Here is a 12,717-nt window from a genome sequence, read left to right as displayed (position 1 = left end):
ACAAAAGCGCCACCGGTGTCAAGTACTCAGACAAAGTGTCCTCAGTTGTCAAGTGAGGAGTAGTGCGACGCGTCACCCGTTCGCGGTGTACTGCGGACGCCGTCGACGCTGACCGGGACGTCGCCGGCCAGCGTGATCCGGTGCAGCCGGCGCGGCTGGTCGTCGTAGTCGGCGACGCCGAAGTGCTGGGTCGCGCGGTTGTCCCAGATCGCCAGGTCGCCCGGCTGCCACTGCCAGCGGACGGTGTTGTCGAGGTTCGTGACCCGGTTCTGCAGGAGCTGGAACAACGCGGTCGTCTCCGCGCTGGTCAGCCCGACGAAGCGCCGGACGAAATGACCGAGCACGAGCGACCGCTCGCCGGTCTCCGGGTGGACCCGCACCACCGGATGCTCGGTCTCGAAGCGCTTGGACTCGAACTGCTTGTGGTGCTCCTCGAACTTCACGTCGACCCCGCCGATCCGGCCCTCGTCCGCATGGCCGGCGTAGTCGTACACGTTGCTGTGCACCGCCCACAGCCGGTCGACGAGCGCCTCCAGTGCGGCGGGCAGTTTCGCGTACGCCGCAACGGTGTTGGCCCAGGTCGTCGCGCCGCCGTACGCGGGCAGGGTGACGGCCCGGAGCAGGCTGATCGCGGGGATCCGGTCGACGAACGTGACGTCGGTGTGCCAGCTGTTCGCCTTGCTGTAGTCGGAGTCGATCGGCAGCACGTTCGCGGCGTTGTCGAGGCTCTTCGAGGTCGGGTGCGCGAGCGTCGGCGTACCGAGCAAGCGGGCGAAGGCCAGTTGGCCGGCGTCGTCGAGGTGGTGCTGCTCGCGGAAGAAGATCACCTTGTGGTCGAGCAGCGCCTGCCGGATCGCGGCGACGGTCTCCGGCGCGAGGTCGCCGCCGAGCTCGACGTTGCCGATCACCGCGCCGAGCGCTCCGCCGGCCTTGGCGACGGTGATCTCCGGTGCCTGGAGTTGCGTGGTCATGATTGCTCCCTCACGGTCGGTTATCATCCATAATCCGACTGAATTAGTGGACTTATCGGCCGTTTCGGGATGCGAGACCCCGCGGCCGGTGGGAGCACGTAGGGTTGGGGACGTGTCAACCGCCGAGATTCAGCCCGCCCCGACCGCCGCCGATGTGCCGGAGCTCGTGGTCGGATTCGACCTGGACATGACGCTGATCGACTCCCGGCCGGGCATCCAGGCCGTCTGGGATCTGCTCGCCGCCGAGACCGGCGTGCCGATCGACACCGACCTGGTGGTCAGCCGGCTCGGGCCGCCGCTGACCTGGGAGATGGCGAACTGGTTCCCGCAGGACCAGGTCGACGCGATGGTCGCGCGGTACCGCGAGCACTACCCGTCGCACGCGATCACCGGCAGCCTGCCGTTGCCGGGCGTGGCCGAGTCGCTGGCCGCGATCCGGGCGCTGCGCGGGCGGACCATGGTCGTCTCCGCGAAGTACACCCCGTCGGTCCGGCTGCACCTGGAGCACCTCGGCTTCGACATCGACGAGCCGGTCGGTGATCTGCACGGAGCCGAGAAGGGTACGGCGCTGCGCGAGCACGAGGCCACGATCTTCGTCGGCGATCACACCGCCGACATCGACGGCGCGCACGCGGCCGGGGCCGTGGCGGTGTCGGTTGCGACCGGTCCGTTCACGGCGGACGAGCTGCGCGCGTACGGCGCCGACGTCGTACTGAACGACCTGACCGAGTTCCCGGCCTGGCTCGACGAGTATGTGCTCGAGCAGCGGCTGGAAGCGTTGATGAAGCGGCTGTCGTCGTACGACAAAATGGTCGTCGCCTTCAGCGGCGGCGCCGACTCGGCGTTCCTGCTCGCGGCCGCGGCCCGGGCGATCGGGCCGGCCAACGTGGTCGCGGCGACGGCGGTGTCTCCTTCGCTGCCGTCGGCGGAGCTGGAGCCGGCAGCGCGGTTCGCGGACACCGTCGGCGTACGGCATGTCACCCCGCACACGCACGAGATGGAACGCGAGGGGTACCAGGCCAACTCGGGTGCCCGGTGCTACTTCTGCAAGGCCGAGCTGATCGAGACGCTGCAGCCGATCGCGGACGAGTTCGGCATCACCGCGATCGCCACCGGGACGAACGCCGACGACGCGATCGCCGGGTTCCGGCCGGGCATCCGGGCCGCGTTCGAGCGCGGTGCTCTGACGCCGCTGCGGGATGCGCGGCTGACCAAGGAGCAGATCCGTACGGCGTCGCGCAGCTGGGGACTCGAGACCTCGGACAAGCCGGCCGCGGCGTGCCTGTCGAGCCGGATCGCGTACGGGATTCGCATCACGCCGAACCTGCTCGCGCGGGTCGATCGGGCCGAGCAGACGGTCCGCGCGCGACTTGCGTCGTACGACGTGCAGAACGTCCGCGTCCGTGATCTCGGCGAGAGCGCGTCGATCGAGATCGACGCGGATCTGATCGATCGGGTGGATCAGCAGGAGCTGGTCGATGCGGTCATGGCCGAAGGGTTCGCGGCGGCGCACGTGGACCCGCGCGGGTTCCGGTCCGGGTCGATGAACGAGCGGCTCGCGGATCCCGAAAAGTATCGGAGTTTGTGAGGTGCGGGAAGACTGCCGGATCAGGTAGTTTCCCGGAGGCGCGGTTGCGCCGGGTCACGTACGCTGGGTTTCCTGATCGGGCCTCACGGCGCGATCGCTTCCGACGATACTGATGAAGAGGTTCCCGTGCCCGTTGGCAAGGTGAAGTGGTACGACTCCGACAAGGGGTTCGGTTTCCTCAGCAAAGAGGAGGGCGGGGACGTCTACGTCCGGGCCGAGGCTTTGCCGTCGGGTGTCACCAACCTGAAGCCCGGGCAGAAGGTCGAGTTCGGTGTCGTCGAGGGCCGCAAGGGCGAGCAGGCCTTGCAGGTCCGGCTGATCGACCCGCCGCCGTCGGTCGCGAAGGCGATGCGCCCGAAGCCGGAGGAGATGCAGGTCGTCATCGAGGACCTGATCAAACTCCTCGACCGCATCGGCGAGAACTACCGCCGCGGCCGCCAGCCCGACAACAAGTCCGCCAAGCAGGTGGCCACGGTACTGCGCGGTGTCGCCGACAAGCTCGACTTCTGACGATCAGCCGCGCCGGCTGATCAGCGACTGGATGCCGTCGAGCACCGCAGTCAGGCCGAACCGGAACTCGGTCGGGTCGTTGTCGATGAAGTCCTGCGGCCCGTCCAGCGTGGTCGCGATAGCCGGGAAGCGATCCGGGGTCGCGAGCATCCGCAGCCTGCGGGCGTAGCGTTCGCCGGCCACGGCGGCCTGGTCCGGCGGCGTGTTCAGCATGTTCACGCTCAGCCCCGTCGTACCGCGAACGAAGATGTTCACCAGCAGCATCGCCGACATCCGGTCGTTCGAGTTCAACGGTGTGTCTTCGAACGCCTTCAGGCCCTTCTCCATCCACACCAGCTGGTTCGGTGACAGCGGCGGCTCGAACACGGGCACCTGCAGGATCCACGGATGCTTCTGCAACGCAGCCTGGAACGCCTCCGCCCAGGTGGTGATCCGCTCGCGCCAACCGGCCGCATCGCTCACCTCCGGCGGTAGCCCGAACGCCTGGTCGAGCATGACGACGTACAGATCGTCCTTCGCCTCGACATACCGGTAGAGCGCCATCGTGGTGACACCGAGCTCGGCCGCCACCTTGCTCATCGACACCGCGCCCAACCCACCCGCGTCCGCGAGCCTGATCGCCGCGTCCCCGATGTCCTGAACCTGAAACGCAGGCTTCGGCCCCGGCCGGCTCCGCCCCTCGATCCCCCAGAGCTGCTGAAGCACCCGGGGCAGTTCGATCTCGTCCATGGTTCACCATCCTATCTGTTTACAGCATAGACAGTCGCAGGTATGGTCTGTCTATGTCGTACACAGTGTGCGGCGTAGACAGATCGCCTGGGAGGGTGTCATGAGTACGACAGAACGAGCGGGACGCAAGGAATGGATCGCGCTCGGCGTGCTCGCACTGCCGCTGCTGCTGGTCTCGATGGACGTGTCGGTGCTGTACTTCGCGGTCCCGTTCATCAGCGCGGACCTCGGCGTGTCGGCGACCGAGCAGCTGTGGATCTTCGACATCTACGGGTTCGTGCTGGCCGGCCTGCTGATCACCATGGGCTCGCTCGGCGACCGGATCGGTCGGCGCCGGCTGCTGATCCTCGGTGCGGTCGGATTCGGGCTCGCCTCGGTCGCGGCGGCGTACGCGCAGAACCCGGAGCAGCTGATCGCGGCCCGCGCCCTCCTCGGCATCGGGGGAGCGACCCTGATGCCGTCGACCCTGGCGCTGATCCGGAACATGTTCCACGACCCGAAGCAGCGGTCGAAGGCGATCGCGTTCTGGAGCGCGGTGATGATGGGCGGGATCACCCTCGGGCCGGTGCTCGGTGGATTCCTGCTGGAGCACTTCTGGTGGGGTTCGGTGTTCCTGATCAACACCCCGGCGATGGTGCTGCTGCTGGTGCTCGCGCCGATGCTGCTGCCGGAGTTCAAGACCCCTGCCCGTGGACGGTTCGACCTGCTGGGTTCGGTGCTGTCGCTGGCCGCCGTGCTACCGGTCATCTGGGGAATCAAGGAGATCGCGGCCAACGGTGCGTCCGTGATGCCGGTGGTGGCGATCGTGGCCGGGCTGGTGTTCGGGGTCCTGTTCGTGCAGCGGCAGCGGACCGCGGCGCACCCGATGGTCGACCTGTCGATGTTCCGGAACCGTGCGTTCAGCGGATCGCTCGCCGCGAACACCGTCGGGACGCTGGCGCTGGTCGGCAACGCGGTGTTCCTCACGCAGTACCTGCAGTTGGTGCAGGGACTGAGCCCGCTGAAGGCAGCGCTGTGGTCGCTGGCCCCGTCGGTACTCGTCGGTGGCGCGGCTCCGCTGGCCACTGCGCTGGCTAACAAGATGGACCGGGCGTACGTGATCGGTGGAGCGTTCGTACTCGCGGCCTCCGGGTACGCCGTACTGACCCAGGTGCACGTCGACTCGTCGCTGGCCGTGCCGCTCGCCGGCGCCGGTCTGCTGGCCGCCGGTCTCGTCATGGTGATGACGCTGGTCACCGAGGCGGTCGTCGGATCCGTCGCCCCGGAGCGGGCCGGCTCGGCTTCCGCGGTGATGGAAACCTGCTCGGAGTTCGGCGGGGCGCTCGGGATCGCGATCCTGGGTTCGATCGGCACCGCGGCGTACCGCGCCGACCTCCCGTCGTCGCTGCCGGGCGGTGTCGCCGCTCCTGTCCGCGAGGGCCTTCCGGCCGCAACTGCCGCCGCCGCCCACCTCCCAGGTCAGCTGGCCGACACCGTCCTGACCACAGCCCGCCACGCCTTCACCCACAGCATGAACGTGGTCGCCCTGGTCGGCACCCTCCTCCTGTTGGCCACCGCCGTAACCGCCACCCTCACCCTCCGCGGGACCACCCACCCAACCCCGGCCGAAACCCCCGAGCCGGCCACCGAGGAGGCAAACCTAACCCCAGCCCTCTGACCCCAACTCTTCGACGGCGGCCGGCGGTGACACCCCCCGCCGTCCACCCCGCTGAACGCCGATCCGCACCGTCCGCCGAGTCGTGAAGCACGGCTGCGGAAATCAGCCGCGATTCACGACTCGCGGATCAGGCTTCCCGCCCGACGCCACGACTCGGCGTTCAGCGGGGTGGACGGCGGGGGGTGTCGCCGCCGGGGCGGCGTTTGAAGACGCTGCCCCGGTTGCGTTCCTCGGTCGGCTCCTCGGCCCAGGGGGCTTGGTTCTGGGTGTCCTCGTCCTCGTCGGGCTGCCCACTCCACCACCGCCCGCCCGGTGACTCCGGACGGCTACCGGGGTCCGGACGGCTACCGGGCTCCGGGCGGCGGCCCGGGGCTGGACGTTGGCCAGGGTCGGGACGTTGGCCCGGGTCTGGACGTTGGGCCGGCGGCGGACCGGCCGGCGGTTGGTCGCCGCCGCGCCATTCGATGGTCGGCTCTTCGCCGGAGTCCGAGCGGCGTGCCCGGTTCGCGCGCTGCTCGGCGACGCTGGTGGTGAGGATCGTCCGCGTGGTGCTGTCCGGCCGCGACCTGCCCGACGATCCGTCGTCGTGCCCGTGCCCGGACGACCCGTCGTGCCCCTGCCCTTGCCCGGAAGGCCGTGGACCAGGTCGCGGTCCGCCCAGACCACCGGGTCGCAGCGGTCCGTCGGCGGGACGGGTCGCCTGGCGCATCCGCAGTACCAGGAAGACCACGACGACCAGCACGCCCGCCAGGAACCCGAACCCGAGCCGCGGGATCAACGGCAGCACGATCCCGCACCCGCCGCCGATCACCCAGGCCAGCTGCAGCACTGTCTCCGAGCGCGCGAACACCGACGTACGCACGGACTCCGGCACGTCCCGCTGGATCATCGCGTCCAGCGACAACTTCCCCAGCGAACTGCACAACCCGGCCACCAGACCGAGCGCGATCAGGATCGGCAACCCGTACAGCACCGCGACCGCGACCGCCACGGTCGCGTCGGCGAGCAGCACCACCAGTACGACGGTTTCCGGTTTACGGGCCTTGAGCAACGATCCGAGCACGGTGCCGAGACTGTTCCCGATCCCGGCCGCGGCGATCACCGCACCGGCCGCGACCGCGCCCTTCACCCCGCTGATCGGCTGGTCGCGCAACAGGAACGCCAAGTACATGGTCAGGAACCCGGACACGAACCGCAGCCCCAGGTTGCACCGGATCCCGCGTGACACCGCCGCGGTGATCGCACGCCGCCGCGCCTCGCGTCCCGCCGTACCGGTGACTTCTTCGTCGGCGGGGGAGTCGACCGCGCTGGGCAGGCGGATCGCGAGGATCAGGCCGACGATGTACACCAGCGCGGCCCAGCGCAGCGACCATTGCGGGCCGATCGCGGCGAACGCGGCCGCGATCCCGGCGCCGATCGTCGCGCCGGCGACACCGGCCAGCGAGATGCGCGAGTTGGCTGTGACCAAGGTGATCTGCTTCGGGAGCAGTCGCGGTACGGCGGAGGCACGGGTCACGCCGTACGCCTTGGAGGCAACGAGGCAGCCGAGGGCGGCCGGATACAACCACGCGGAGCCGTGGCCGGAGATCGAGGACGCCAGGCTCCAGACCAGGAACGCCCGTACGCCGAGGGTCGCGCCGATCGCCCAGCGCCGGCCGTGCCGGAACCGGTCGAGGATCGGGCCGATCAGCGGCGCCATCAACGCGAACGGCGCCATCGTCAGCAGCAGGAACAACGCCACCCGGTCGCGCGCCTGGTCGCTCGGCACGGTGAAGAACACCGTCCCCGCCAGCGACACCGCGAACGCCGTATCGCCGGCTGCGTTGACCGCGCCGAGCTCGATCAGCCGCGAAAGCCCTGACTCACCCGCACCCTGCGCGCTGGTGAGCCCGCGGATCCGGCGGCCGGTCGCCCGGCCGACCTTCCCGCTGACCTCGGCCGCCTTCTTGGAAGCCGAGGCAACCCCCTCGGCCCCGACCTTCGAGGCATGTCCGACCTTCTTGCCGGCGGACCCCACCCGCTCGCGGGCGTCGCTCAGCCGATCACCCTTCGCCGGCCCACTCGCGCCGGCGTCCTTCGGCCCGCCGCCGTTGCCGCCGCCGTTCCCGCCGCCGTTCCCGCCGCCGTTCCCGCCGCCGTTCCCGCCGCCGTTCCCGCCGCCGTTCCCGCCGCCGTTCCCGCTCTGACCGCTCATTCGTGAACCCCCCGAACCGCCCGCCCCCGACCCACCGCGTCCGGCCGTCGGTGGACCTCCGCCGTTCTCCGCAGCACCGCGTGGCTGACTCTCCGGGGTGGATCCACCGGGAGTCGCCTTCGGGTCGGCGGGGTCGGGGGAGTGCATGGAACCATCCTGCCTCGCTCCGGGGACAGAGCGCAGTCACCGCGCGTATCGCCTGTGGATTGCGGAGAAGCCCGGGCGGTTCGGAGTACTGCGGCGGGCGTGCGAGAATGGGCGATTGTGACTCCCGTCAGAGCTCCGGAACCGGTCCGTGCCAAGCCCGACGCCGTCTGCGTCGCGGCGGTCGAGCCGGCCCGTGACGCCGCGATCGCCGAGGCCGGCGCCAAGCAGGTCGGGGAACACCTCGGTCATCTGGTCGAGGGCGAGCGCCTCGTCACCCACTACTTCGCCTCGACCCACCCCGGGTACCGCGGCTGGCGCTGGGCGGTCACCGTGACCCGCGCCTCCCGCGCCAAGACCGTCACGGTCAACGAGGTCGTGATGCTCCCCGGCGACGTCGCGATCGTCGCGCCCGAGTGGGTTCCGTGGTCGGACCGCGTCCAGCCCGGCGACCTGCGTCCCGGCGACCTGTTCCCGACCCACGCCGACGACCCGCGCCTCGAGCCCGGCTTCACCGACACCGCGGACGCGCCCGAGGACGTCCTCACCGTCGTCGAGGAGCTCGGCCTCGGCCGCGAGCGCGTCCTGTCGCCGTTCGGCCGCGAGGAAGCAGCCGAACGCTGGTACGCCGGCGACTTCGGCCCGGCCTCCCCGATCGCCCAGGCCGTCCCGTACAAGTGCCACTCCTGCGGCTACTGGATCCGCCTCGCCGACAGCCTCGGCCAGGCCTTCGGCGTCTGTGCCAACGAGATGGCCCCCGGCGAGGCCCGCGTCGTCGCCTACGACTACGGCTGCGGCGCCCACTCCGACGCCACCATCGACATCACCGAACCCCCCACCCCCGAGCACGCCTTCGACACCACCGGCTACGACACCCTCGAGCTAGCCGACCCCAACGTGGCCCTGACCCCCCGCGCCGCCGAAGAACTCGCCGAAGACTAGCCCCGCGAAAAGGACGGGCCCGGGCACCTACAGTCCGGCACCCGTCTGGCAGCAGGCCTCTAGTGTCCTGAGTCGGAAGTTCGACGGCGCTTTCGGCGCCCAGGCACGCACCTCACGGCACGTGCCCAGCGCCCACGATGCTCCGCATCGAGGCCACTGACCACGCACCGCGATGCACGCACCTGAACACCGAAATCTCTCGCCGAACTTCCGACTCAGGACACTAGCCGAACCGCAGTACCGGGATCTCGTTCAGGTTGATGCCGTGGCGGGCGTACAGCTTGATGGTGTTCTCGCCGGTCAGCTGGTCCTCGGGGAAACCGAGGGTGGCGGCGACCTCCACGACGTGTTCGCGGGAGCGGCTCTCGATCTCGAGGTACGGCGGGATGCGGGGCCAGTGATCGATCTCGAGCTGTGCGCCGTACAGCTCGAAGCTCGTCCGCCGGTTCTCCTGGTAGGACTTGGGCTCGAAGCCGATCCGCCGCAGCAGGCTGTCCGTGGTCTCGAAGGAGCTGACCACGACCTCGGTCTCCGTCGTACCGTCGATCCCGTCGTGTGCGATCTCCTTGACCGTCAGCGTCACCTCCGTGCCGGTGTCCCGCAGCCGGATCCAGCGCGTGCCGTCGCCCGCCGCGACGTCGTACACGAACCGCCGCATCGCCCGGTCCGCAACCCGGCGTCCACCCAGCGCCAGGATCTCCGCCGCAACACCCTCTGCATCGATGTCCAGAACCTTCGCCTCGTACTCGATCGGCATCGGATCCCTCTTCGGTGCGGCGGGGTCAGTCCTCGGTGGCTGGGCGGTGGCCGGCTTGGATGGCGGACCAGCGGCGTTTGCAGTACCAGAGGCCGATGAGGCCCAGGCCGAAGCCGGCGACCGGGACCCAGAGCCACCAGTCGAGGCCGTTGGCCTCGAGGCGGTCGTGGAAGATCAGCAGGACCACGAAGGACACGACCCACAGGGCGATGCCGGTGATGACGCTGGGGATGCCGGACAGGTCCAGCGGTTTGACCTCGGCGTGAACCAGTTCCCCACGGGCCAGCTGGCTCGTCGGATCGGTACGCTTCTTGGCCCCGCCCTGCTCCTCCTCAGTCACGCCCCCACCTTAACCGCAACGGTTTGGGGTCAGTGCTCGCAACTGCCCGGTAGGACCTGGCACGATGCGGGCATGAGCTCGCCCCAGGCCTCGACGGCCCGCTCCGGTACCGGTTTTCTCGACTCCTTCTTCAAGATCAGCGAACGCGGGTCCACGCTCGGACGGGAGCTCCGCGGCGGGCTGGTCACGTTCTTCACGATGGCCTACATCGTCGTGCTGAACCCGCTGATCATCGGCACCGTCAAGGACGGCGCCGGCCAGTTCGTCGGCGGCGGCACCGACCCGGCGGCGGCGATCGCGAAGATCGCGGTCGCGACCGCGCTGGTCGCCGGCGTGGTGACGATCCTGATGGGCGTGGTCGCGAACTTCCCGCTCGCGCTGGCCACCGGGCTCGGCCTGAACGCGTTCATCGCGTTCTCGGTCGCGACCAAGATGACCTGGGCGGACGCGATGGGCCTGGTCGTCCTCGAGGGCCTGATCATCCTGGTCCTGGTGCTGACCGGGTTCCGCAAGGCGGTGTTCGAGGCGGTGCCGCTGCAGCTGAAGATCGCGATCAGTGTCGGCATCGGCCTGTTCATCGCGTTCATCGGCGTGATCGACGCCGGGTTCGTACGCCGTCCCGCCGCGCCGACCGGCCCGCCGGTGGAACTGGGCGTCGGCGGCACGCTCCGCGGCTGGCCGGTGCTGGTGTTCGTGATCGGCCTGATCGTGATCGTCACGCTGTACGCGCGGAAGGTGAAGGGTGCGATCCTGATCGGCATCCTGGTCGCGACCGTGCTGTCGATCGTGATCGAGGCCATCGGCAACATCGGCGCCCGGACCGCGGACAACCCCGGCGGCTGGGGGCTGAGCGTGCCGAAGCTGCCGGACCAGTGGTTCACGAAACCGAACCTGGACACGATCGGCGAGTTCAGCCTGTTCGGCTCGTTCGAGAAGATCGGCGTGGTGTCGGCGCTGCTGCTGATCTTCACGCTGATGCTGGCCGACTTCTTCGACACGATGGGCACGATGACCGCGATCGGCGCCGAGGCCGGCCTGCTCGACAAGGACGGCATCCCGCCGAACTCGCAGCGCATCCTGATCGTCGACAGCGTCGCGGCCGCGGCCGGTGGCGCCGCATCGGTGTCCAGCAACACGTCGTACATCGAGTCGGCGTCGGGTGTCGGTGAGGGCGCGCGGACCGGCCTGGCGAGCGTGGTCACCGGGATCTGCTTCCTGATCTCGATGGTGGTCGCGCCGCTGGTCACCCTGGTCCCGTACGAGGCGGCGACGCCGGCGCTGATCCTGGTCGGCTTCCTGATGATGACGCAGGTGAAGGGGATCGACTTCGATGACATCGAGGTCGCGTTCCCGGCGTTCCTGACGATCATCCTGATGCCGTTCACGTACTCGATCTCGGCCGGCATCGGCGCCGGCTTCGTCATGTACGTGATCCTCAAGTCGGTCCGCGGCAAGGCCCGCCAGGTCCACCCGCTGATGTGGGTCGTCGCAGCCCTCTTCGTCGTCTACTTCGCCATCGGCCCCCTCACCGACTGGCTCACCTGAGCGCGAACGCCGCGGCCGGGCCCAGGCGTTCCCGAAGGCGTGGAGGACCGTCTGTCTTCACCCACTCGTACCTGGCCGCCGTACCGGACCTCGAGGCAGTCGAGCGCTACCTGCACGATCCTGTCCATATCAGCGGCGACGAGCAGATCCTGGACAAGCTCGAGAAGATGAGCGCCGTCCGCTTCACCGACGACGGCGACCCTGGTCTCACCGCCGGATCGACGAGCTCTTCGGTGCGAGCGTCTAAGGGGTACGGCGGAGTTCGAGGTACTCGGCGCGGGCGGTGAAGAGGTCGCGGAGCTCGGTGCTGACGTTGTCGAGGAACTCGGTGCGGTACGTCGCGTCGGTCAGCAGGGCGATCGAGTAGTACAGGCCGGTGAAGTTCGCGATGCCCACGGCAACCTTCACGAGCGATGCGCTGAGCACCATCGGATGGTTCAGCCAGTTGACGTCGTACGACCAGGCGCCGGTGCTGATGCCCCACTGGTCGTAGATGTGCGAGCTGATCGCGAGCATGCCGAACGCGACGAAGAACAGGCCGACGCCGGCGCTCACCACGAGGACCTGCATCCACTGCCGGATCACCAGGCTGATGCTGACGTTGAAGCGCTGGATCGGGCGCAGCGGCGGGCCGGAGCCGGCGTCGCGTTCGATCGCGTCCACCTCGCGCGGCAGCCGGATCAGCAGGAACAGCGTGCTCAGCATGGTGAACGCGACCGCGGAGAAGACGATGAACGCGGTCGGCATGGCCGCGAACACCTGCCACATGTCGGCGGTCATGAACAGCACCAGGGAGAAGACCAGCAGCAACGGGAGTGCGCGGATGAAGCTGGCGACCGAGTTCGCCAGCTCGCGGGCCAGCTGGCGCAGTCCCCAGACGATGGTCGCAATCAGGCCGTAGCCCACGACGACGTACACCACTCCGACCAGCAAGAGGTTGCCGGCCGCAACTCCGAAGAACTGCTTGACCTGCTCCTGGGTGACCACGGGCAGCAACGCCGGCAGCAGGACGAACACCGCCAACTCCGGGATCCCGAACCGGGTCGGCAGCGACCAGAACTTCCGCCCGCGGAACCTGTTCAGCAGGCCGAACCCGGCCACCAGCACGATCAGTGCCCCGAGCGCGGCCAGCAGGTTCTGCCACCAGAGCCAGTCCAGCGAGGTCGCACCGAGCATCTCGGCGAGGAACACCAGTACCAGCAGCGGCGCCGCCCGCGTGAAGATGTCGTGCGTCGGCGAGAAGTCCTCGATGAACAGCGGCAGCCCCGCCCGCCGGAACCGCTGCTCGTACCGTGCGAGCTCAGCACTCGTCCCCATGCCCGGGAACCCTAGCGGCTCGG

The 12,717-nt window shown here is 69.2% G+C and carries 11 protein-coding genes; 5 read left to right on the top strand and 6 right to left on the bottom strand.

Going from position 1 to position 12,717, the window contains the following annotated elements:
* Window positions 1–41 precede the first annotated feature (41 nt).
* Window positions 42–971: a TauD/TfdA dioxygenase family protein gene (locus OHA18_RS08070; RefSeq protein ID WP_329003195.1), complete on the bottom strand. Its 930-nt coding sequence runs from the start codon at window positions 969–971 to the stop codon at window positions 42–44.
* A 112-nt stretch (window positions 972–1,083) separates the two neighbouring features.
* Here OHA18_RS08070 and larE point away from each other — a divergent pair, with 112 nt between their 5' ends.
* Together larE and OHA18_RS08060 are read left to right on the top strand one after the other, a co-directional pair.
* The gene (gene larE / locus OHA18_RS08065; RefSeq protein ID WP_329003193.1) at window positions 1,084–2,559 is read left to right on the top strand and encodes an ATP-dependent sacrificial sulfur transferase LarE; all 1,476 of its coding nucleotides are present in this window, start codon (window positions 1,084–1,086) and stop codon (window positions 2,557–2,559) included.
* A gap of 126 nt (window positions 2,560–2,685) precedes the next feature.
* On the top strand, window positions 2,686–3,069 hold the full coding sequence (locus OHA18_RS08060; protein WP_134107541.1) for a cold-shock protein: 384 nt from the start codon (window positions 2,686–2,688) through the stop codon (window positions 3,067–3,069).
* Window positions 3,070–3,072: 3 nt separating this feature from the next.
* On the opposite strand, the gene OHA18_RS08055 is transcribed toward OHA18_RS08060, so the two are convergent.
* Window positions 3,073–3,798, bottom strand: coding sequence for a TetR/AcrR family transcriptional regulator (locus tag OHA18_RS08055; RefSeq protein ID WP_329003192.1), 726 nt, complete (start codon window positions 3,796–3,798; stop codon window positions 3,073–3,075).
* 100 nt (window positions 3,799–3,898) lie between these two features.
* On the opposite strand from OHA18_RS08055, the gene OHA18_RS08050 reads away from it, so the two are divergent.
* Window positions 3,899–5,455, top strand: coding sequence for an MFS transporter (locus tag OHA18_RS08050; RefSeq protein ID WP_329003191.1), 1,557 nt, complete (start codon window positions 3,899–3,901; stop codon window positions 5,453–5,455).
* 160 nt (window positions 5,456–5,615) lie between these two features.
* On the opposite strand, the gene OHA18_RS08045 is transcribed toward OHA18_RS08050, so the two are convergent.
* On the bottom strand, window positions 5,616–7,649 hold the full coding sequence (locus OHA18_RS08045) for an MFS transporter (RefSeq protein ID WP_329003190.1): 2,034 nt from the start codon (window positions 7,647–7,649) through the stop codon (window positions 5,616–5,618).
* A gap of 264 nt (window positions 7,650–7,913) precedes the next feature.
* Here OHA18_RS08045 and OHA18_RS08040 point away from each other — a divergent pair, with 264 nt between their 5' ends.
* Window positions 7,914–8,735, top strand: a complete 822-nt coding sequence (locus OHA18_RS08040; RefSeq protein ID WP_329003189.1) for a DUF3027 domain-containing protein — start codon at window positions 7,914–7,916, stop codon at window positions 8,733–8,735.
* Window positions 8,736–8,958: 223 nt separating this feature from the next.
* On the opposite strand, the gene OHA18_RS08035 is transcribed toward OHA18_RS08040, so the two are convergent.
* A complete protein-coding gene (locus OHA18_RS08035; RefSeq protein ID WP_329003188.1) occupies window positions 8,959–9,492 on the bottom strand; it encodes a class IV adenylate cyclase in 534 nt (177 codons plus the stop codon).
* Window positions 9,493–9,517: 25 nt separating this feature from the next.
* Window positions 9,518–9,832 carry a DUF2530 domain-containing protein gene (locus OHA18_RS08030; protein ID WP_329003187.1) on the bottom strand — a complete coding sequence of 105 codons (315 nt, stop codon included), beginning with the start codon at window positions 9,830–9,832 and terminating at the stop codon, window positions 9,518–9,520.
* A gap of 72 nt (window positions 9,833–9,904) precedes the next feature.
* Here OHA18_RS08030 and OHA18_RS08025 point away from each other — a divergent pair, with 72 nt between their 5' ends.
* A complete protein-coding gene (locus OHA18_RS08025; protein ID WP_329003186.1) occupies window positions 9,905–11,377 on the top strand; it encodes an NCS2 family permease in 1,473 nt (490 codons plus the stop codon).
* Window positions 11,378–11,620: 243 nt separating this feature from the next.
* On the opposite strand, the gene OHA18_RS08020 is transcribed toward OHA18_RS08025, so the two are convergent.
* Window positions 11,621–12,694, bottom strand: a complete 1,074-nt coding sequence (locus tag OHA18_RS08020; RefSeq protein WP_329003185.1) for a hypothetical protein — start codon at window positions 12,692–12,694, stop codon at window positions 11,621–11,623.
* Window positions 12,695–12,717: the final 23 nt, after the last annotated feature.

Source organism: Kribbella sp. NBC_00709, from assembly GCF_036226565.1.
GTDB lineage: Bacteria > Actinomycetota > Actinomycetes > Propionibacteriales > Kribbellaceae > Kribbella.
This window is presented reverse-complemented; position numbering and strand designations above follow the sequence as displayed.